The organism is Tenacibaculum sp. AWR4_210, from assembly GCF_056160945.1.
In genome coordinates this window covers 474,300-498,414 of sequence record NZ_JBSWYF010000002.1, presented here as the reverse complement: position 1 = coordinate 498,414, position 24,115 = coordinate 474,300, and the positions used below count along the sequence as shown (strand labels likewise).

The 24,115-nt window shown below is 41.0% G+C and carries 8 protein-coding genes; all 8 read right to left on the bottom strand.

Annotation, left to right across the window (positions count from 1 at the left end):
- Nucleotides 1-33: 33 nt before the first annotated feature.
- Nucleotides 34-12,576 (bottom strand): amino acid adenylation domain-containing protein, encoded by a 12,543-nt coding sequence (locus ACXAG7_RS05600; protein ID WP_476666225.1) that lies wholly within the window; start codon nucleotides 12,574-12,576, stop codon nucleotides 34-36.
- Between the two features lie 31 nt (nucleotides 12,577-12,607).
- Nucleotides 12,608-17,545: an aminotransferase class III-fold pyridoxal phosphate-dependent enzyme gene (locus ACXAG7_RS05595; RefSeq protein WP_476666224.1), complete on the bottom strand. Its 4,938-nt coding sequence runs from the start codon at nucleotides 17,543-17,545 to the stop codon at nucleotides 12,608-12,610.
- A 65-nt stretch (nucleotides 17,546-17,610) separates the two neighbouring features.
- Nucleotides 17,611-19,725: an AMP-binding protein gene (locus ACXAG7_RS05590; RefSeq protein ID WP_476666223.1), complete on the bottom strand. Its 2,115-nt coding sequence runs from the start codon at nucleotides 19,723-19,725 to the stop codon at nucleotides 17,611-17,613.
- Nucleotides 19,726-19,783: 58 nt separating this feature from the next.
- Complete coding sequence (locus tag ACXAG7_RS05585; RefSeq protein WP_408042214.1) at nucleotides 19,784-20,305, bottom strand: UpxY family transcription antiterminator; 522 nt, start codon at nucleotides 20,303-20,305, stop codon at nucleotides 19,784-19,786.
- A 481-nt stretch (nucleotides 20,306-20,786) separates the two neighbouring features.
- Nucleotides 20,787-22,073 carry a hypothetical protein gene (locus tag ACXAG7_RS05580; protein WP_408042213.1) on the bottom strand — a complete coding sequence of 429 codons (1,287 nt, stop codon included), beginning with the start codon at nucleotides 22,071-22,073 and terminating at the stop codon, nucleotides 20,787-20,789.
- Between the two features lie 28 nt (nucleotides 22,074-22,101).
- The gene (locus tag ACXAG7_RS05575; protein ID WP_476666222.1) at nucleotides 22,102-23,028 is read right to left on the bottom strand and encodes a hypothetical protein; all 927 of its coding nucleotides are present in this window, start codon (nucleotides 23,026-23,028) and stop codon (nucleotides 22,102-22,104) included.
- Between the two features lie 37 nt (nucleotides 23,029-23,065).
- Nucleotides 23,066-23,803, bottom strand: coding sequence for a hypothetical protein (locus tag ACXAG7_RS05570; RefSeq protein ID WP_476666221.1), 738 nt, complete (start codon nucleotides 23,801-23,803; stop codon nucleotides 23,066-23,068).
- A gap of 69 nt (nucleotides 23,804-23,872) precedes the next feature.
- Nucleotides 23,873-24,115, bottom strand: a complete 243-nt coding sequence (locus ACXAG7_RS05565; RefSeq protein WP_408042210.1) for a hypothetical protein — start codon at nucleotides 24,113-24,115, stop codon at nucleotides 23,873-23,875.

Sequence of the window (24,115 nt, the reverse complement as noted above, 5' to 3'; positions counted from 1 at the left end):
GTATAGAAACCACTGTTTGTTAGTTAATTTCTATTAAAATAAATCGTTTAATTCTACCAGATCATCGAGTGATAAGTCTTTGTAATCATAATCACTTGGAGTCGCTTCACTATGGCTACGACTCGCACAAAATGCTATCAGTTTTTCCAAGCAATTTTTATAGGTTTCGAGCCAAGATTCCATCGTTTCTCGTTTAAATTGACTACTGTGATATTGCAAGGTAAATTGCAATTGTCCATTTCGCATAGTTCCTAGTAATTCGATATCAAAATCGCTTTTATTTTCAAGGGCTTCTTCATGGCCGTAGGTCGTATCTAACACTACAAACTCTTCTTCGCTTCCATCGTCTTCAATTTTCCCTAAATAGTTAAACGCTATTTGAGGTAAAACGGCCTCTTTAATTTCTTCTGGAGCTGCATCGTCGAGGTACTTCATAATACCAAACCCAATACCGTTGTTAGGCACTTGGTGCAAGTGTTCCTTGACTTCTTTGATGAGCACTGCCAAATCTGCAGAAGCTGTTGGTAAGTATACCGGATATTCACTGGTAAACCATCCTACAGTTCTATTTGTTGACAAGCCAGGATTGATATCTGCACGACCGTGGCTTTCCAGCATTACTGGTGTGTTTTGCAAGCCAAACGATTGGGATGTAGCCCAGCTCAATGCTGCCAATAAAATATCATTAATCCCTGTGTTAAAAGCCTGATGAACCTCAGTTTCTAATACTTTTACCTGGTCGATTCCAATGCTCATACCGAGTTCTTCACGCTCCTTAACACGTGCTTTATACAGTTGATTTTCCGTAGCTGTATAAGCAATTCTCGATACCTTATTTTCAACTCTCTGCATCCAAAAAGCACGTTCGGTTTCAAATTTTTCCGATACCATATACGCTCTTAACTCATCCGACCATTCGAGGAATGAATGTGTTTTTGCGGGTAATTCAATAGGATTTCCTTGATTCAATTGCTCGTACACCGCAGCAAAATCTTCCAATACAATGCGCCATGATACACCGTCTATCACCAAGTGATGAATTGCAATCATCAAGTAATCAGCTGTATCAGTCCTTACTAGAGCGGCCTTTGTCAATGGGCCTTCTTCTAATTGTATGCTCGCCTGTAAGGTAGTCCCAATAGTATTCAAGGCAGTCTCAAACTGCTCTCCAAGTACTTCGTGTACCGTTACTGAAACCGGCATAGCTACATCTAATATCTGCTGTTTTACCACACCGTTGTCCGCTGTAAACACCGAACGCAAAGCGTCGTGCCAACATTGAACTTGATACAGTGCTTCCTTTACCAAATTGAGATCTAAACGCTGCTTTGATCGCAGTACCATAGACTGATTGTAGTGATTTGGATGCGTTTTTTCATAAGTAAAGAACTGTTTTTGAATCGGTGTCAATGAACAGGATCCCGTAATCACTCCTTGATCGGCCATCATTTCTAAAGGCACCACTTTTGTGGCTACTTCCTTGATGGTTGGATACCTCATAATATCCTTTACATCTACTTTTAATGCATTTTTATACAGGAACGACGCGACTTGAATGGCACTGATAGAATCACCTCCGATATGATAAAAATTATCAGTAGTACTCACCTCAGTCAGATTCAGTACTTTTTTCCACGCAGTGACCAAAATAGTTTCTACTGCTCCTTCAGCAACGGCGATGTCTGGGGTCGACACCTCTCTAGACTCCGCAATGGAATCCAGGTATTTTCTGTCTACCTTCCCACTCATTGTCAATGGCAGTTGCGCCAATTCTTGAAAATCTGAAGGAATCATATAGGGTGGTAATTCTTCCGTCAAGATATTCTTAAGCTTTTCTATAGATAGATCATTTTCTTCTTCGAAAACGACAAAAGCATGTAAGTATTTACGATCGTTATGCTCGTGCGATCTGTGAATAACGGTAATTGCTTTGACGCCTTCAACTTGCTCTAATTTCGATTCAATTTCACCGAGTTCTATGCGCTGTCCATTTACTTTAACTTGGTAGTCTTTTCTTCCTCTGAACTCTATCATTCCGTTCGGAAGTACACGTCCTAAGTCCCCAGTTTTGTACAAGCGTTCTGTTCGATCCGTTTTAAACGGGTTGTCAACAAAGGCTTGGGCCGTTTTTTCGGGCTCATTAATATATCCGCGTCCAACCCCAACTCCAGCTACACAAATTTCTCCTACAACGCCTACTGGACACAAGTTCATATAATCGTCAACAATGTAGTTCGCCATGTTATAAATAGGCTTACCAACCGGAATACTCAATGCATTGTCATCGACAGCATTAAACACGTTCCAAGTGGTCCCATCAGAGGCTTCTGCAGGTCCATAATCGTTTATCATGATGGTGTTCGGATATAAATTCAACCAACGCTGAACTGCTTTTGGATTGACCGCCTCTCCACAACAAATCAGGTGCGATATGGTTAAAGGAATTGGGCTTGCTTCCTCTTCAATTAACTCAAGTAACATGCCTAAATACGACGGAACAACCTGAAAAACGCTCACCTTATCGGCTACGAATTTTTGCAACAATTCTGTAGGTGAGTTTACCAAAGCATCTCCGTAAATTGCCGTAGTTCCTCCGGTTATCAAGGCCGTAAAAAATTGCCAAACAGCAATATCAAAACTCAAGGATGCATTTTGAACTAAAACTGAATCTGCATCCATATTCAAGTAATCAACGGTTGCCAGCGCGTGATTCATCATTCCGATGTGCTCATTCATGGCTCCTTTTGGCAATCCGGTAGATCCGGAAGTAAACATGGTTACCGATAAACTATTCGGATTAATTTCTCTATTCAAATTCCCTGCCTGCTGCTGGGTTGCCTCAGTAATCAAATCTTGTATAAACAAGAGTGTACATCGCGAAGCTATGCGTTGTTGTAATTCTACACTTACCAAATCACGATCGACAATTACAGCCTTGAGTTCGGCAATTTCTATCATTGACAATACGCGGTTGGCAGGTACTTTTTTGTCGATAGGAATATAAGCTCCTCCCAATTTCCAAACACCTAACACCATAGCCATAAGCGTATCTGAACGCTCTAACAAAATTCCGACTTGATCATCCTCAACTAGGGGTTCTACCATTGCTAAGGCGCGTGCCAATTGATTCGCTTGGGCATTTAATGCCGCGTAACTCGTTTCTTTATCTTCAAAAATCACTGCTGTCTTCTCAGGAGTTTTTTCTGCAAACTCTTCTAAGTAATGATGATACGTACGCTCTAGAGGAAGTGTTTTTTCGGTAGCATTAAAGTCAGCTATCATTGCTTGTTCAGCTGCAGTTGTGATGCCGATTGCAGCAGTTTTTTCATCTGGATTCGCCACGATAGTATGCATCAGCAACTCGAGGTGTTCGAGTAATTGCTGCATTTGTGCCCCTTCGTACACCGAATCATTATAAGTCAACAACAGTTTTAAAGTGTCTTTTTCCTCAGCGAAATCAAAGTCCATATCAAAAGGGCTTCCTTGATTTTCTACTTCTAATTGCGCAATGCGCACATTATCGAATCCATTGATAAGCAATTCATCCTCATCCTCGTCATAACTCTGCAATTGCAACATGATATCGAATATTGGATTCCTACTAATGTCACGTTCGATATCAAGCTCGTTCACGAGCATGTCAAACGGATAATCCTGATGTTCAAAAGCTTCAATAGTATTAGCACTTACTTCTTTTAAAAATGCCTTAAAACTCTTTGTTGGATCCAATTGATTTCTCAAGGCTACCGTACTGATATAATAACCGAGCTGATTTTCTAAATCAGGATGTGTCCTACCCGCCGTTCCGGTTCCGATAATGATATCTGTTTGTCCTGTATATTTGAACAATAATACATTCAGAAAACTCGTCAACACCATGAACAAACTCGTCTCTTCCTGAGCGGCTAAAGCCTTGATTTGGCGCAATAAGCTCGTGTCGAAATATTTGACCATCGCTTTCCCACTAAAATCCTGTACGGCCGGACGCAATTTATAGGTCGGAAAATCCAATACTGGTAGCGGGCTTTGTAATTTCTGATGCCAATACTCCTTGTGCTTATCGTACCCACCTGAGGCTAACTGCTGTACTTGCCAAGCAGCGTAATCCTTGTACTGAATTGCCAAACTCGGTAAATTCAGTTCCTGTTGTTTTGACCTCGCTTGGTAGGTTTTTAATATTTCTTTTACGAGAATCGTATTCGACCAGCCATCGCAAATGATATGATGCATGGCGCAGAAGAAAATAAACTCGGTTTCACTCAACTGATAAATTCTCGACTTAAATAAATACGGTGCTGACAAATCAAATGGCGTATTTGCAACCACCTCGAGTTCTTGTAGAATTTCTGCTTCTGTAATTCCCTTTTCCTTACAATCGATTAAATCGACTACCTGATCTACTCTTACCTCTTTGTGAATCACTTGAACAGGTTCTCCTTGACGTTCTGTAAAAGTCGTACGCAGTACTTCGTGTCGATTTACGATATGCGTTACTGCCTCACTAAAAGCTTCAACATTGAGTGCTCCCTCAATTTTATAAGTATTGTACGAATTGTAACCAGACACCTCTTCTACAAACCTGTCTAAAATCCACAGTCGCTTTTGGGCATTAGAAACAGGGTAATAAGGGGCTTCTGCCACTTTTGGGATAGCTTCAAAAATAATTTCTTCGGCAGTATCGATTAATGCGGATAAACCGGCAATTGTCGGGTTCGAGAAAATATCACTAATGGCAATGTCGGCCTCCAGCTCTTTTTGTATTTGTGAAACCATACTCACCACTTTCAGCGAGTGTCCACCGAGCTCGAAAAAATTATCGTGTATACTCAGCTCATCAAGCCCCAACAACTGTATCCATATTTCCTTTATTTTTTGTTGAACAGGTGTGAGCTTTTCAGTAATATCACTCTTTTTCTCTTGAACATCTGCAGGGTCTGGCAAGTCTCTTTTTGCTATTTTACCATTAGGAGTAAGAGGCATTTCGTTTAAAAATACCCAGATTTTAGGTATCATATACTCCGGGATTCTCGCAGCTAGGAAGTTTTCTAAATCTTCCTTAGTTCCCTGTGCATTCAGGACTACATAGCCAACTAAATTCTTTACGCCAGCCCCGTCATCTTTTGCCAGTACACAGGCACTTTTTACTAAAGAAGCCTGTGTTAGGGTATTCTCTATTTCTCCGAGTTCGATGCGATATCCGCGAATTTTCACTTGGTCATCAGCTCTTCCTACAAACTCCAAAGTTCCATCTGACAACCAACGCCCGAGGTCTCCTGTCTTGTACATCCTTCCTCTTCCTGAAAAGGGATTGGGTCCAAATTTTTCACGTGTTAAGGCATCTAAATTTAAATATCCTCGGCCTACACCGACACCTCCCACACAAATTTCTCCAATCACTCCTACTGGGCACAAGTTTTCTTGTGCATCCACCACGTAGATTTGCATGTTTGCCACAGGTTTCCCAATAGGGACTAAACCATCAGCTGGTGCTGTCCTCATGATATGTAAAGTCACGTCATCGGCTGCTTCTGCCGGACCGTAAGCATTCACTACTGGTATGTCTGGATATACAGAAAACCAGGTATCTAATATATCTTTTGTCACTGCTTCTCCAGTGACCAAAAAGTACTCTAGTTGATCTAAGCGGTGTTCGGCCGCTGCGGCTAACAAGCTAGCGGTATAAGAAGGCACTAATTGCAGAACAGAAACGCCGTCATGGTGCAACGAGGCTCCAAAAGCATTCACATCCAACAGCTCTTTTTCATCGTAGATCGCCGTTCTACCTCCAGTAAGCAATGCACATAGCAATTGCCATACAGAAATATCAAAAGTAAACGGTGCTGTAAAGGCTATAACGCTGTGCTCGTCTAATTCCAAGGTATCGATCATCACTAATAGGTGATTCACCAATCCCTTTTGTTCTATCAAAGCTCCTTTCGGAGTTCCCGTACTCCCTGAGGTAAAAATAACATAGCCCAAACTGTCAGGATTGCTATCGGTAAACACAGGCAGTTTACTCGCCGTCTCAATAGCTTCGTGCTTTGCTACGTCAATCACTGTAGCCTGCAACGTGTTTTTGGTAGCCAAAAGTGCTGTAGTTGCAGTATCGGAAAGTACCCATTTCGCTTCGGTATCTGTCAATATATGCTGCATTCTACTTTCGGGAAAGTCAGGCTTCATAGGAACGTAGGCCGCGCCTGCTTTCATAATCCCCACAACGGCGATAAGCAGGTCAAACGTACGTTCAGAACATACGGCCACAATTTCATCTTTCCCCACACCTTTTTGCTTCAGAAAATGAGCTACTTGATTTGAGCGCTCATCCAAATCTTTATAAGTCAAACTCGCTCCTTGGCAAAGTGCTGCAATGCTATACGGGCTTTTTGCAGCTTGTTCCGCAAATAAATCGACAAACGTCTTATCGAGCGGATAGTCAACCTCGGTAGCATTAAAATCGTATATTAATTCGATGCGTTCTTCTGGAGTCAATACCGAGACCCCTGCAATTTTCTGTTGCTGATTCTCGAGCAAGGTGTGCAGAAGAACTTCAAAATGACGTAACATCTTATTTACCGTAGCTTCGGTAAACAAATCTGTACTGTACTCCATATCTAAAAAGATCCCGTTCACCGTTTCCTTGGCGACCAAAATCAGATCAAACTGCGCTGTATCTTCTTCAAATTCGAAGGGTGTCAGCGTCGTGTTTTCCAGTGCTAGTTTTTTGTTTTCTGGGATATTATGTAGGTCAAACATTACTTGGAATACCTGAGTAATACTCAAATCACGAGCATCTCCTACTTTTTCTACCACCTTATCAAAAGGAGCTAGCTGATTCTCATAACTATCCAAGGTAGTTTCCTTAACTGTTTGTAAGAATTCTTTAAAGGTCTGTTCCGTAGCAACCTCACTGCGCAAGGCCAACGTATTTACGAAAAAGCCTATCAGGTGTTCCATTTCTGCCTGTAAACGATTGGCAATCGGCGTTCCTACACAAATATCTCCTTGACCACTGTACTTGTGCAACAATACTTTGAATGCTGCGAGCAGTGTCATAAACAAGGTAGTGCCTTCGGCTTGGCTAAACTCTGTGAGCTTTGCCGACAATTGTTGATCTAATTGATAATGACAATTAGCTCCACGTCTACTTCTCACCGTTGGACGTACAAAATCTGTCGGTAAATTCAACGGTGTTACTCCTTGCAGCTTATTTTCCCAATAGTTCAATTGCTCCGCTAATAACGAACCTGCTAACTCTTGGTGTTGCCAAACGGCATAATCGGCATATTGAATGGGTAATGCTGGTAAATTCAGCTGCTCACCACGAATCAACGTTGCGTAAATTTCTTGGAATTCATCAATAAACACAGGAATTGACCACCCGTCACTAGCTATGTGATGAAATACTAAGGCGATAATCGTTTCACCCTCACTGACAGGGAAAGCACAGGCTCTAAACATATAATCTTTTGCCAGATCAAAAGGTCGGTCCAAAAATGCGTCTATCGCTTCCTTTCGTTTCGACTCAGCGAATTGCTCAGAGAATTCTAATTTCCAATTTTCGGGACTAATACATTTTTGGTACCCCGTTCCTGCTTCCTCGTAAATTACCGTTCGCAACACCTCATGGCGGGCTACTATCTGTTTAAAAGCCTGCTCAGCGATACTTAGATCGAGTATTCCCGTGATACGTAACCCCCCAGAAATATGATACTCTCTAGTTCCCTGCATTTGGTCTAAAAACCACATTCGTTGTTGACTAAACGACAGTGGAATATGACGCTGAGGATCTCTTTTTACTATAGCTGCGACTCCTGAAAATGCCTTATCCTCATCCAGTGCCTGAGCCAGTGAAGCAATGGTTGGGTTTACAAACAACTCTTTGATAGCAAGTTCTTTCTCCAATTCTTTTCTAATACGTGAAACGACTCTCGTTGCCAATAAAGAATGACCTCCCAATTCAAAGAAATTGTCGTGGACCCCGATGCTTTCCACTTCCAATAATTCTGACCAAATACTGGCTAATTGTTTTTCTAACTCCGTTACTGGTGCTACGAATTCACTTTGAGAAAGTGCTTCCGTTACCGGAGCTGGTAATTTCTTTTTATCTATTTTTCCGTTGACAGACAAAGGCATTGACTCCAAGGTCACCCATATCTTCGGAACCATATATTCTGGTAGTTTTGCAGCTAAAAACTCTTGTAACTCTTCTTTTGATACTGCTTCCGCTAACGTTGTATATCCTATTAAATAATGTGATCCGTGTTGATCTTTAGCTGTGGTAACAGCTCCTTGTTGTACCGCTGGGTGTTTGCCTAGTACATTTTCTATTTCTCCCAATTCAACGCGGTATCCACGAATTTTAACCTGTGAGTCCTTACGACCTACATAACCTACAGAACCATCGGGTAACCACCTGGCCAAATCACCTGACTTGTATAAGCGCTCTCCTTTTCTAAATGGATTGGTCACAAACTTCTCCTCAGTTAAATCGGTTCTGTTTAGGTAACCTTTTGACAATACGAGTCCCCCCACACACAATTCTCCAACGACTCCCTTGGGCACCAATTCCATTTCTTCTGATACTATGTATACTTCCGTATTTGGCATCGGTTTCCCAATTGGGATTTCAGGTGCTTCTTCAGACAGTGCATTCAACCTCTCGAACAACACAAAAACAGTGGTTTCAGTAGGACCGTATATATTATCGAGTTTTGCTTGGAGTTTCGACGCTTTAAACAAGGCCAATGCCTTTTCAGGGAACGTTTCTCCTCCGACTAATAAGTATCGAAGATCTGGTAATTGAATATCATTGGCCACCACGTATTCAATAAATACTGAAAAGTGAGATGGCACCATTAAAAGTTGTGTTACGCGGTGTTTTTGCAAGGCTGAAACAAATTGCCCAACTTCTTTTACCTGCTCATCAGCAATAAGCACACAAGTAGCTCCGCGTTTAATCCAACCAAATATTTCAGGAATTGTCATGTCAAAACCATAATTGGTTTTAAAGGCCATGGCATCTCCCTCAGATAACGGATGAGATAGGTCCATCGACTCTAAGAAACTCCAGAGTGATCCGTAGCGCATCATTGCTCCTTTAGGCTTTCCTGTTGTCCCTGAAGTGTATATTACATAAGCAATATCATCACTGTGTACCTCCATTTCAACCTTTGCCGAAGACTGTTCTTGTATTTCCTCATCAAGCTCGTTGATGACCATACAAGGAACCGTTGAACACGCTTGCAGTTTCGAATGTACTTCCGAATGCGTAACCACCAACTTTGCCGCAACATCGCTGATGATAAACGAAATTCTATCAACTGGATTTGTCGGGTCTATTGGCACATAGGCTGCACCGCTTTTCATGATCCCAAAAATTGCGACCATGGTCATTAGGGATCTCTCCATACAAATAGGCACTAAATCGCCTTTTTGTACGCCGTTTGCTTTTAAATATCTCGCTACTTGATTTGACTTTTGTTCTAAGCTAGCATAAGACATTTTACTCGTACCAAACACCAGTGCGATAGCCTCAGGTGTTTGTTGAGCTCTTTTACTGAGCAGGTCGAATACGGTTTGAGAACCCGGAACCGTAATTCTATCCGTATTAAAATCGAGGACCAATTCTCGCTTTTCATCCTTCGAAAGCATGGCTAAATGTCCGATAGATTCCGCAGGATTTTCAATTACGGATGCTAATAGTCTTCTGTAGTGCTCCGCGAACTGCTCAATGGTCGTTGCATGGAACAAGTTTTTGCGGTACTGAATTTCCAGTACCCATCCTTCCTCAGCATCTTCTTCTATAATTACATGTACATCTGACTGTACATGAGGTTGTTTCGGACGCAGTACTGACATGGTAAAATGCTCGTTAGTGCTGTTGGCCAAAACAGGCATATTTTCTACTGAAAACAAGACTTTCAAAAACGGATTTCGATCCGAGTCAGCGACATCTCCCAAGCGTTCAATCACCTGTTCAAAGGGCGCCTCCTGATTTTTGTAGGCCGCCAGTGCTGTTTCTTTGACTTCTTCTAAAAAGGTCTCAAAAGAGAGGTTTCCTGTTAGTTGGTTTCTAATAGCAATAGTATTGACAAAGAAACCAATAAGGTTTTCAAATTCTTGATGTGTTCTTCCTGACATTGGAATCCCCACACAAATATCTTTTTGTGAAGTATAGCGATATAACAATACTTTAAATACCGCTAAGTAACTCATAAAAGGAGTACAACCAAATTCTGTTGATAACAGTGCTATGCTGGTTGTCAAATCACTGGAAAGAGGCATTCTCAATACCGCTCCTTCCGAACTGTACTCTTTAGGTCTTTTTTTATCTGTTGGCAGCAACAAGGGAGTTACTCCCTGCAATTGCTCTTCCCAATAGTTTAACTGATTTGCTAAATACGCTCCATTTAAATGAGCCTTTTGCCAAAGTGCATAATCCGTGTACTGTATAGGAAGGGACGTTGCTGCGGTCTCTCCTTTGCTCAATGCCTCATACTCTTTTGTCAATTCCTCTACAAATACCGGAATTGACCAACCATCGCAGGCAATATGATGAAAAACCAAAGCCAAGATGTATTCGTTTTCCTCTAGTTGCTGTATTCCTGCTCTAAACATATAATCTTTAGTCAGGTCAAATGGTCTATCAGCTAAGCTTGCTATGACCGTATCAACATCTCCCTCGGATGAAAGCGTAGTTAATTCCCAAGCATCTGCTGCAATCACAGATTGGTAACCTACACCGTCCTTGTCTTGCATAACAGTGCGCAAAACTTGATGCTTTTCTACGATGTTCTTGAGAGCTTTTGCAAGCAATTCAGTTTGTACTGCTCCTTTTAACAGCAATCCTCCTGAAATGTGAAACGCTCTTGTTCCTTGTAATTGATCGATGAACCATACTCTTTGCTGACCGAATGACAAGGGTACTTCCGATGTTTTTCCGTGAGCTACAATCGCTTGTCCCGATCCTTCATTTGCACTCATGGCGAGTACACCAGCTAACAGCTGAATTGTTGGATTGGTAAACACCGTTCTAATAGATAATTCCGTATTGAATTGCTTCCTCAAAACTCCGACCAATTTGGTAGCTGCCAAAGAATGTCCTCCGAGTTCAAAGAAGTTATCGTTCTGTGTAATTCCTTCGACACCCAATACCTCTTCCCAAATACCAATCAAGGCTTGCTCCACAGGAGAAGCTGCCAACTGCTCAGTTACAGACACGGCATACTCTTGTAACGTTTGATACGCTATTGCCTTTGAAGTCGTCAAGGGCAACGCTGCCATCCACTCAAACTGAGTAGGCACCAAATTTTTAGCGATACTTTTTTTCAACCACGCCTTTAAGCCTGCTTTAGAGACACGCTTTTCGGGTTTTACGACTACGAAAGCAGTCAATTGCTGTGAATTGTGATGGAAAAGAACCGCTGCAGACTCGATAAAGGGATGTAAGGTCAAGTACGATTCTGTAATATCTGGTGTAATAACCGCTGTTTCCGTTATAATTTCACGGGTTGAACGATGCAATATTTCCACACCTCCAGAAGCCAAAAACCTCGCCTTATATCCAATAGCTCGGTACGCTGCGGAGTTGGCCTCGTGCAACGGTAAACTCAAGCAACTTGCTCCTATCCATAATTCACCAGGTACTCCAATTGGACTTGGACTTCCCTGCGCGTCTACTATTTTTAATCCTGATTTTCCAAAAGGTTTATTAAATACAACATCGCCAAATACCTCCTCTCTTCTCAACCAATCTGCTTCCATTACTGACAACCCTGTCGTTTCCAATTGGAACGTACACTTAATACGGCTAACAGTTGAGAATTGGTCAAACAACCAAGTAATATGTGCCTTGTGTAAAGGAGTTGTTGATGAAACTACCAATGAATCTACTTGCAATGCCGTAGCTTTTGCAAATTCTGCGATTTCAGTACTTCCCAACATTGCGGTATGCATCTTTAAGGTAGTCCATGCCGCAGTCGTTACTTCCGCTGTATTCCCAATGCTTATATTTGCATTCGTTGCCATGGCAGGCAACACAAACTCTAAAATATCATCAAAAGCCTCTTGTTCAAAAATTGCAATGGTATCTCCTTGCTTCCAATCATATGCCTGCACAACATGAGCGATGTGCTCTTCAGCAGTTGCGATATTGACTGAATAAAAAGTATCTCCTTCTTGTAAAGACAACAATACTCCCCCTCGAACATTCGCGTTTCGTTTTACTGCTAGCAAGTCATTTTCAAGCGTATCCTCGGTTTTGTCTGATAACAACAAATACGATTCACAGTATTCCGTTAATTTTGCTCCTTCTCCCTGCTCGATAAACTCTCTACGAGAAAGTACAGAGCCATTCGCAGCAATTACGGCTAAAACATTGGTTAATTGCGTGAGAAAACTCTCGTAGGCAACCACCACTTGCACTCCATTTAGATCCCCCAATTCTCGGCTTCTCTCTTCGATAGATTGCAACAGTGCTGCGTAACTTGTAAATGTGCTTTTATAGTAAATACCGATGGTTTCCGTTTCGAGATTTTTAAGAAATGGAAAGTTGTAGTTGGTTAATTTTTGGTCCATTGCGTTAAATTTGATGCGGCTAAATTTTTAATTAAAAGTTGTTCCAAGCTGATAAAACAGCCGATTTTTGTGGATTTTGTAAGCTTATCTCTTTAACAATTTGAGTGCTATTGGTTGCAGCCTCTTCCATGAGATTTTTAAAGTAGGCTGCCCATTCTTCAATAGTTTCTACATCAAACAAATCCGATTGATAATAGAAATCAATTGATAAGGTGTCTTTTATTTCTATGATACTTATACTCAGTTCATACTTCGCAAACGCTATTGGTGGAAAGTAAAACGCTGAGGTTGTTCCTGTAAAGTCCATACTACTCTTAACACTATTCATGTCTACTTCGGTAGTAATTTTTGGAAGTTTTACCTCCGAAAACTCAGAAACAAGAGTTTCAAATGAGCAATTCTGGAAGTTGACGGCTTTGGTTATCAAGTCTTTTAACTCGGCCATCACAGTTCTCAACGAAGCCTCAGTTGTAATTTGTATCCCGATAGGTAGCATTTTCACACACTGTCCCACCAGCTTTTTCTCTCCTTTTGCCAGTTGTCCAGAGGCAGGAATTCCGAGGACAAAAGTTGCTTGCCCCGACAGTTTGTGTAACAGTACGGCATATAGTGAAAAGACTACGTTAAACAATGTAGTACGTTCTGCCTTTGCCAATGCTTGCAACTGCTCAAGCAGCTCTTTTTCTATCGGTAAACTATACTTCCCTCCTTTTAAGGATTTGGAGATGGAAGCTCCTGTCTTCACTGGTAACTGCAGTGCTGAATAGCCTTTTTTCAGCTCTGTTTTCCAGAACTCTAATGCAGCATTATTCGTTGTACTTTCTCGTTGTAACCAACTGTTAAACGATCTTATTTTTGCCGCTGGAAGCCAACCTGGAATCTTTCCGTCAAGCAGAGCGGAATAGGCAGCTGCCAACTCGTTCCAGATAACCTCAATTGAGAATCCGTCTCCAACTAGGTGATGCGTGGTTAACAGGAGGTAATTGCTCCCTTCATTTTCTCGCCAAACGCGGAGTCTTATAAAGGGTCCTTTTTCCAAATTAAAGACCGCGCTCCCTTTCTTTCCTAAATGGGTAAACACTGCTTCATCTGAAGTTTGTTCTGTTGTTTTATGGGTATCTTCTACTGTAAACTCAGCATGTACCTCTCCTGCAATATGGTAGCCTGCTTCATCAATTTTTACGGTGCGCAGTGCTTCGTGTCTGTTTACTACCCATTGAAAAGCACTTTCCAAGGTTTCTAAAACTAGCGTTCCTTGGAGATGTACTATCTGATTTTCGTTAAATGAGCTCGAAGCTGCATCACTACTAGCAGAAAGCGCGTAGAGTTGCTGTTGCTCTTCCGTAAATGGGAGTACCGTAGTTTTTGCTGTGAGTTTTTTGTTCGTTAAACTTCCCCAACCTGCGGCTAACAAATCGTCAGTAGCTTTGACAATTCCGTTGTATAACCACATTAGGTCAGCCTCGGTATGTGCGGTTGATAAGAAACAGTTTCGTCCTTCCCAAACATAAATTTTATTCGCTAATAAATGTTGGTAAAACAGCTCCCATCCACTTTTCAGTACAAAGCGGAACAACGATCCAAAACGCACGACTTTAATCGCCGCATTTTTCGTTTCAAAAAAGCGATTCAAGCGATCTACAAATTCTTGAGTTTTCGCATTCAGTTGTTCTTGTAACTGAGGGCCTTCGTTCTTTAAATGCGTCAATATAGCCAGTGATGCGCACATCGTTAAAGGATGCTGATTAAACGTTCCGGCAACGAAAGTGGTTGTTTTTTGCGGATACGATTGATCGCCGAATTCCCAATGGCCTCCGTCAACAGTATCCATAAACTCACTAGTTCCTGCTACCACACCGATAGGCATTCCTCCACCTACAACTTTTCCGTAGGTACACAAATCTGCTTTTACATCGAACCAAGCTTGTGCCCCACCAGGGTGTATTCTGAACCCTGTAATAACCTCATCTAGGATCATTGCTGTTCCTGAGTTTTTAGTCAAACGTCTTACTTCGTGTAAGAACTCGCTTGGCTGTATGTCTGGTCGTCGGCTCTGAACTGGCTCTATGAGCACAGCGGCCAATTCCGTTCCGTGTTTTTCAATAAACTGCAACGCCTCTTTACTTCCGTATTCGAGTACGATGGCATTGCTAATAAAATTATCCGTAATTCCAGGAGCTAAAGGAATCGGATTTTCGGTATCTAGCGGATTGTGCAATGCTAAAATACCGTCAAAAGTTCCGTGATACGACTCTTTGAACAATACGTATTTTGCACGTCCAGTTTTCGCTCTCGCCAATCGAAGTGCTACCATGACGGCTTCAGTTCCTGAGTTGTAAAATGCTGCGCGTTCATTCGCAGTCAGTTCACAAATCAAGGCAGCTACTTTTCCTGCGGTTTCGTTCATCGGTCCAACGGGGTATCCAAAACGCAATTCTTCTGTCAAAGCCTCTTGAATAAAACTCGGATTGTACCCTAGTAGGTTTACTCCAAATCCCATTGTTAAATCGACATATTCGTTGTCGTCCAAGTCTACAATTTTTGCTCCTTGTGCACTCTTGGCAATAATTTGATAGGTAATTTCTTTTGTCTCAGGCTTAAAACCAGCAACATTTCTATTATTTGCAAGTTCTTTTCTATAAGCCTGTGTGCTAGCTTTAGACGTTTTTGTTTGGGTAGCAATCGCAGTTACCAAACTGTTTAAATGCGCCTCTTGTTCAGGAGTCATACTTTTAGAAGACTCCTTTTGTATTTCTTTGAAAGGAACGAAGTAATCTATTTCCTTCAGTTGTTTGTTTACCTGCTTATCAGCAATTGTTGTTTTGGTTACGGATACTTTTGCTCGTCCGTGTTCTACAGTAAATTTGGTTAATTTATCTAGGTTGTTTACTACCTCGTAAAACATTCCCATTTCCAATTTTACACCGTATTGCTTTTGTATGGTTTGAATGAATTGTAAAATGACGATCGAGTCAATTCCTAAATCGAAGAAATCTTCTTCCGCCATTGCAGCATCAAATACAATCCCAGTATCCACCTCTATCATTTTCCCCAATTGGGCAAACACCTGGTCATAAGTCAATTCCTTTGCTACTTCCTCAATTTCTTCCTTTGGCTCATTTGCGATTACATCAGTAGTCACCGTGCTAAACACCGGCCAACAGGTAGTTTTTTTAAGGGGATATTTCGGTAAATCCACCGCTTCAAATACCTGATCCTTGTAATGGTCATTCCAAGAAATTACCGCTCCTTTTCTAAACTCTTCGGCCAATTCACCCAAAGAGCACGTTGTTGCTTCTCCTTTAAGTTTATAACTATAACTCGCTTTTTGAATTCCTTCCGAAGCTTTTAAGGCAGCTACCAGCTCCTCCGTAGTTGCTACAACTGCTGCAAAGCGCCAAGCATACATTCCTCGCTTCGTATTCGATGCATAACAATACGCAGACAAATTCAAACTATCATCAGTGGTTAACTGCTCTATACTTGCAGCTATTAACGCGCGTAAAGCCTCTTCACTGTGGGCACTCAAAGTAAAAACAGCCTCCGTTGTACCTTGTTTTTCGGTCACTTCGGGACTTGAATATTCTTCTAAAATAACATGTGCATTGGTTCCGCTTATACCAAACGAACTCACTCCACATCGTCTAGGGTGGGTCGTTTTATTCCATGCTAGTTTTTCTGTATTCACAAAAAATGGCGACTTTTCAAAGTCGATGCTTTCATTAGCCTCCTCATGGTGCAAACTCCCAGGTATTTCTTTGTATTGTAGGGCCAATACACATTTGATAAATCCTGCCACTCCTGCTGCTTCAAACAGATGACCTATATTACTTTTCACTGCACCGAGGGCAATTGACTTTTGCGTATACGTTTCACCTATTGCTTCACAAAGCGCTTGAAATTCGATAGGATCACCTAGGGCGGTTCCGGTTCCATGGGTTTCAACAAACCCTAAACTATTCAAGGCTACCCCCGCTCTTTGTGCTGCCTCTTTAATTACGGCTGTCTGCGCTTTCGGGTTGGGTGCTACCACTCCAGAAGAGGTCCCGTCTTGGTTTACTGCCGAGCCCTTTACAACCGCATAAATTCGATCGTTATCGGCAATGGCTCGGTCCAATTTCTTCAATACAACGGCCGCTACACCTTCTCCAATTCCTGCCCCATCAGAATCTTTTGCAAAGGGCTTGGTTTTTCCAGTTGGCGACTCAAATCCTACTTTGTATTTCTCTAATTCTGGTGAAATATACACTTTAGCTCCCCCTGCTATAGCTACTTCACAATCACCGTTAAACAGGGCATTTGCCGCCTGATGTATGGCTACTAATGACGAAGAACAAGCGGTATCTAAAGTAATGGCAGGTCCTTTTAAATCCATAAAATAAGACACTCTACTCGAAGCTATCGAACTGGTATTTCCCATTAATGACGCTGGGTTAATTGAACTGTCCGATTTTTCAACTATGTTTAAATATTGTGAATAGGCCAAATCACCTGAAGCTCCAAAAAACACCCCTACCTTGTCGTTATCCGGATGCAGACATCCAGCGTCTTCAAGAGCCCTCCACGAAGTTTGTAAATACAAACGTTGCAACGGGTTCATAGTCGTTGCTATCGACTTTGAAAACTTGAAAAACTCATGGTCAAAATGGTCAATACGCTCTAAAAAAGCGCCTTCACCAAAATCTTTATCAGAAGGACGAACACCGGCATTCTTATAAAATGGCGCCAGTTGTTCCTTACGACTTTCGGGAAACGCTGCTATCAAATCTTCTCCGTTTTTTAACAGTTCCCAATAGCCTTCCAACGTATCGGTTTTAGGAAGGTCTACCGCCATTCCAACAACGGCAATGTCACCAGTATTTTTAACTGACTTTAAAGCATTTAACTCCGACTTATATTTTTCAATTTTGAACAAGGCTTTCTTCAACGGGCTTAAATTATTAAACCGTTCTTCGGGTGAATTCATCATGTCAATAGGTATTTTAAATGGTTAGTTATGGAAAAACCGACCTAAGAAATTTTCGTAACGTATCCTTAATCGTTTAGTAATTTTAAAACTTCTTCATCGGTCATGGCCTCTACACTGGCCAGTAAATCGGCATCGGTCATCGGTTTAGATTCAACCGTTTGAGTTACCGTAATGGAAGGGTACAATTGCTCCTCTACATAAGATGCCAATTGTGTAATTGTCGGGTGTTTGTATACTACTGTCGGTACTGAAGGCACCCCTAATCTTTTCGTTAGTAATTGATTTAATTGAATGGCGTGCATAGATTTAAAGCCCTGATCGCTCAACGGAGTTTCCAAAGCCAAATCGTCTGGTGCCAACTGCAATAAACTCGCGCATTTCTCTTGCAACCAGTTCATAATTTTCGCCCAGCGTTCTCTGGAGTTTGCTATGGATTTCCACGCTTCAGTAGTGCTTGTGATCAATGCTTGTTGCACGTCGCTTAGCACAGTATCAAATTCGCGATTCACATATTTTTTCAACAAAAAACTGTGCTGCACTTTTCCGCTGGTCGTTTTGGGAATTTCCCTTACTGGAATTACTTCATCCGGAATCATTCCAATGGCTTCTGAGAGTCTGTTTTGCACAGCTACTAGGAGTGGTATAAAGTGCTCTGGCTTCTTTTTAAACAAAACAAAGACCAATAGCTTTTCGCGTTCTTCAGCATTTCCTGGTATCCCACAAACCGCAACTTTTCCTAAGCTTATATCTGCAGTTCCCAATAAATACGATTCTATATCGTGCGCGTAGTAGTTTTGTCCTTGTAAGATCATCATGTTCTTTACACGACCTGTAATGACCACCGTATTGTTTTTCAGTAAAAAACCGAGATCTCCTGTCCTCAACCAACCGTCTTTTACAAAAGCATTGGCTGTAGCGGTTGGATTTTGATAATATCCTTGAGTCACGTTCATTCCTTTGATATCAATATACCCCAGGGTTTCGCGCGGAAGCTCATTCCCAGCCTCATCGTGAATCGCTACTTCGCAACTTAACAAAGAAGGTCCAATCCCCACAAAACTCAGTGTTTTTCCTTCTTCACTTTCTTCTTTAAATACCACCTGGTCACCAACATCTGTACTGGCTCTGTCTATGATATATTCGCGTACTGAAGTACGATTGTCTCCCATACTTACTCCTACTGAAGCTTCTGCAAGTCCGTAAGACGGAACGATACAGGTCTTTAGCAATTGATGTTTCCCCAAGGTTGTTGTAAACTCGTCACAGAGACTTGCGGATATGGGCTCTGCTCCATTAAAAATAGACTTGACACTGGAGAGGTCCCAGTCGATCTCTTTGTTAGCACGATAATATGCCTGTAAAAAATACTGGTATCCAAAATTGGGAGCGCACAATTTGCTGGCGCGATGTTCATGGGTTTTTTCCATCCACAACAAAGGACGGCGGATAAATAGGTACGTAGGCATCATCACATGCGTGCAGCCTGCCACGACACTGGTTAAATGAAAGGCGATCATTCCCATATCGTGAGTCAAGGGAATCCAACAGAAATAAACATCATCGCGGTCGATGTCCATACTTACTGTCAAATCGTATCCGTTGTAAATTAAATTTTCATGGGTGAGCATCACGCCTTTAGGGTCGCCGGTTGACCCTGAAGAAAACTGGATAAATGCGAGGTCTTGAGGTGCGGCTTCTACAATGTCTCCATCGAATTCGCTCTCAAATAAAGCGCCTGAATCGATCCACATATCCTGCATGGTGGCTACCGAAGTAAGTTCTGTCTGTTCTCCAAATTCGATAAGGCGATCTAAATTCGTAGTATCGCAAAACACAAAAGGTTTTACCAAGGTATCTACCACCTTAAAAAATTTGTGTTTGTGCTCATTTTTACCTCCAATAGCCAGAGGAACAGGCACAAACCCACCGAGCAAACAGGCCCAAAAACAACGGAGGAATTTAAAATTATCATCTTCGTAAATGATTACTTCACTTCCTTTTTTTAGTTCGTATTTAGACTGTAAGACGTATAAAAACTTTTTACACTGATCAAAGAAATCAGCGTATGAGACAAACATCTCTTCGGTACTTCCTTTTATAAATCGAATTCCATTGGTTGAATCCGAGGCGCGCGCGCCCATTAGTTCGTTTAAACTTCGGTAGTTATAAAGTGTATTCATAACTGTTCAATTGTTAAAAAATTAAAAGAAAAAAAAGAGGAAAAATACGCTGAGAGCGCTAGGCCATATTGGCTAAATCTGCAATATAAGCTGCAGGTACAGTGGCGATAATATTTTGCTGAAGAGAATCGATGCGAACAACAACTTTACTCACGTTATTCACCTTGATAACTTCACATTCCAACCCTTGCAGTGGTCCGTAAGTCAATCGTTTAAAATCCCCCACACATGGCAAACCGGTATCGGTTTCAATGTCCATAATATTCTGATCTTCCACCAAAAACTTGATATTGTTAATCTCCCTATCAGTGACTCTTGCATACTGCCTTCCAAAACGTATAAAAGAGCAAGCTCCATCAACCGCTAAGGCTTTGTGAAACTCGGTAGGCGAGTTTAAATTTACAAACACATATGAAGGCAATAAAGGCTTCATAATCATTTTTTTCCTATCACTCCATTGTCGAAGAGTTCTAGTCAATGGAACAAACGATTCAAGACTACTCTCTTTAAGAGATTCATCGACTCGTTTCTCCCAACGGGACTTGACATACATAACATGCCATCCGCTAGCGTAATTCATAGTCTAGTAAGTTTTAAGGTTTGATTAAGAATGGATACGGCTTCGCCTCTCCCAATTACATGGGCTGAATTTCTTATCTTAATTTGATGGAATGCAATATCCCTTATAAGAATAGTTATTTTTTGTAGTAGGTGGTAAGGGTAAAATAACTATCATTTATTCACAGGTACAAGTATAGTAATTTTTTAGCTTATAAACCTACTTTAAGATTAAAAAACTGTAAATCTCCAATCACTAAGTTGTTAATTTACAGTTACTAAAACTTAACCAAACCAAACAAACAACTGAAAAACAACCACTTAACCCCCCAATGATTTATCCTTAAAAAAAGAAGTTTTTTTTCCAAATCTTCATTTATTTTACCCCAAACTGACAATTTCACAATCCACTTCCAAAGCCTTTATTTAAAAAAGAACACAAAAAAACCTCGATTAAAAAACCGAGGCTGTATATAATTCTGTTTTAATTTAAACTCAAAACGTTATTCTTTTTCTAATTTCTTTACACGTTGCTCTAATTTACTTAGCAAGAGTAGTAACTTTTTGTTAGTTTCTTCAGCAACCTTTAACGTAGTCTGTTGTTCTTTTAATTGTCGCTCCTGTTGCAAGGTATACAAGGTTAATTCTTCTATTTTCTGGAGGAGTTTCTTATTCATTTCTCCCAATTCAATCCCTTGAGCTATCTCAACTTCTTTTGCGCTTGGTATATTGATTAAGTGGCCTTTTTCACGGATATGTGCTTCAACTTCCGCAAGTGTAGGTAAGTCGTAATTTTCCTCAAAAACAAAATCGGGCCATTTACCATACAATGCTACCTTTACTTCCTCTGCAGCTATTTTACCCTTAACTCCTAATTTATATCCATGAGTATCTTTCGTTCCAATTCCTACGTTTCCGTTAGCATCAATTAGCATACGTTCTGCTCCGTTCGTTGAAAGTCCCAAAAACCCACCATTTGAACTCCCTCCTCTATAAAAGGAAATAAATCCATTGCGTTCATCCGCATCGTACTTCATTCCAAATCTAAAAGCTTCATCATTAGTGTTTGTAGTTCCTAAAGTTTTAGCATACAAATTAAACTTAAACTCATTGGCTGTAGCTAAAATAGCACCGTAACTATTATTCCCATTAACCACGTGTAATTTTGCACCTGGTGTAGTACTTCCTATACCTACATTACCCGTAGCATCCATAAAAAATTTCGCGTACTTCTTTTGACCAACTGCATCTGTTTGTTCCGATGCCGGTGCTACTCCAATCATAAAAGCATTCGCGTGATCAGTATAAGCATTTCCCATAAACCATTTATTGGTTTGACCAATGCTAAAAATACCTGTCCCACGATAATTATTATGCGAATTCAAGTAGATTTTTGAGGCCATAAAATCCGTTCCGTTATTCGCTCCAACTTCGAGCAAACTATTTCCGTTGATAAAGAATTCTCTCCAGGTTTCCCAACTGGCATGATTCTCAGCAGATCGGCGAATATAATACCCACCTCCATTGAAGTTCATTTGAAAAACGCGCCCACCCGTAGTATCTCCCCAAGGCGCAAAAGTTAACAAACTACTATAGTATCCATTCCCTGGGGATTCAATAGAAATTCTTCTTTTAAATTCAAAACGCATCTCTCCTTTATAAAAAGAAGGTAATGAATTCGTTTCTCTCGCATTTTGTTGGGCATTCAACTTATCTGCTGATTGCGCATGAACTGCCATTCCAAGGCCCAAGACAGCCAACGCAGTTGTCCCTAATTTTCTTTTCATCATTTTTTTGTTCTCAGTTTTCATATATAGTTTAATTCAAAGTCACCAAAAAGGTGGAACTCTTATCACTTTTGTTACCCGCCTTATCGTAGGCTTGAACGTACCAGTAATAAGTTCCTTTGGTTAGGTTTTCTTTTTTATAGCTTTTGTTTATCCCAATATCTTTGAATTTGAGTTGTGTTAAATTGACATCTCCGTATACAAAGACACTGTCGAGTTCTTGAGTCCCGGGCACGTCGGTTCTCGTCCAAGTAAAATCAATCGTCGTTTGCGTTTGCACCGCATTGTTTGCTGGTAAGGTATTTTGAGGATTTGATGGCTTTTTCGTATCCACCTCAAGCTTTCTCTGAGCGTATTTTCCATTTTGACTAGCGCTTTGCGGACGCACCTGCCAAGAGAATTTACCTTCGTTAAAACTATGCGTGTAGTTTAACACTTTCAACACTTTATCAAAAACGATAGTCCCGTTCATATCCGGTTGGCCAATTTGTAAGCGGTATTCTGAAGCACCGCTAACTGCAGTCCATTGCATTTTCTGCGCTGCCGTGTTTACAACTGCATTCTCTAGCGGCGAAATCAACGTAGTTTCAGCATTAGAAAGATCTGTACTCGTCAAGGTAAATTTTCGGGTGGCGTAATTAGTAGCATACTCACTATTTAGTCCTCGTACTCGCCATTCATAAGCTCCTGTTGCCAATTTTGTACTAAACGTACTTTTAGTAATAGTGGTATCTAGCACCACCTGTTGTGCGTTTGCAAATCCAGGGCGTGCCACTTGCAGTTGGTATCGTTCAGCTCCTTCTACCGATTCCCATAAAAAATTTACAGTAGTTTCTTGCACCGCGGCATTGTTTGCTGGTGCTGTCAAATTGATAACTTTGGTCGAAATATCATCGACAAAAATGGCTTCGCAGCCCATTAACAATCCTACCAATAACAGTATTATTAATCGTTTCATATCGTAAAAAAATCGTGTTCGTTAATTCGTAGTATTCTTAAAAACTCAAGTACTCTTGAATTCTTCGCTCTTCCAGTTTTTTAGGATCTCTCAACATTTTCTGAGAGCAACGCTCCCCATCACCTACCAAAGCACCTAATCGCACTTGTTTTTCTTCAGAAATATCCCAGCAAAAGGAAGCCATTTTGTACCCAAAAGCGAAACTATTGTCCAAAGAGAGCGTTCCTATTTGTCGCTCCTTCTTATACAACAAAACTACGTTCTTATTTCGCTTATTAGAAGTCAAATACAAGGCATCGGCAGCTTTTAACTGCGTTTTCATTTCAGCAGTTAACACCATGCGAACTCCTGTAATAATCTTAGTATTAGGACGGTTTTTTATATAAGTTCTCGACGTCCTATTAACATCTTTATTGAGTTGCGAAAGCAATAGTACCTTATCCATAATCTCCAAGACGACAAACTTCGGTTTACTTTCCAAGCTATCGACGTACTTTACTACAGGGGCTGGCTGCCCTGAACTCATGTTAGTATATTCCTTAAATAACTCCTCAGTAAAGTTGTGTACGCTATAGTTTAAGGCTACGGGCTTTTTTAATACCGGTATGCCTACAGTCTCAAAATCCGTCTTTCGAAACGATCTTTCTTTTGTACCCAACACAGCCAGTGAAACCTTTGTACTCGTCGCTTCAAAGGCATCTTTTTTAGGCAATACACTACAAGAAGTTATGAGTGCGATCAATGGCAGAAAGCACAGCAATTTTCTATAATTCATTATCAATTTATTAGCAATATAGTAGGGACAAAAGTACACTTTTTCGCATAGTTTTGAAAATCAGGTTCGTTAATCTTTACCCAGCGCTATTAACAACTTGCCACAGCCAGCCAGTAGTAGTAAAAACCAAGGAGTTCCGTGCAATACTAAATCGAACCAATCCATGAGCTTCATCCCCGATTCCGAGGAAAAGGCATTGCCTCCTAACAACCAACGTATTTTACCAACTATATGCGGTGATTGAAACGGTGCTAGTCCTAGGGTCAAACAAGCCCCTAAAATATACAACCAGTAGTTACTGAGCTTTTTCAT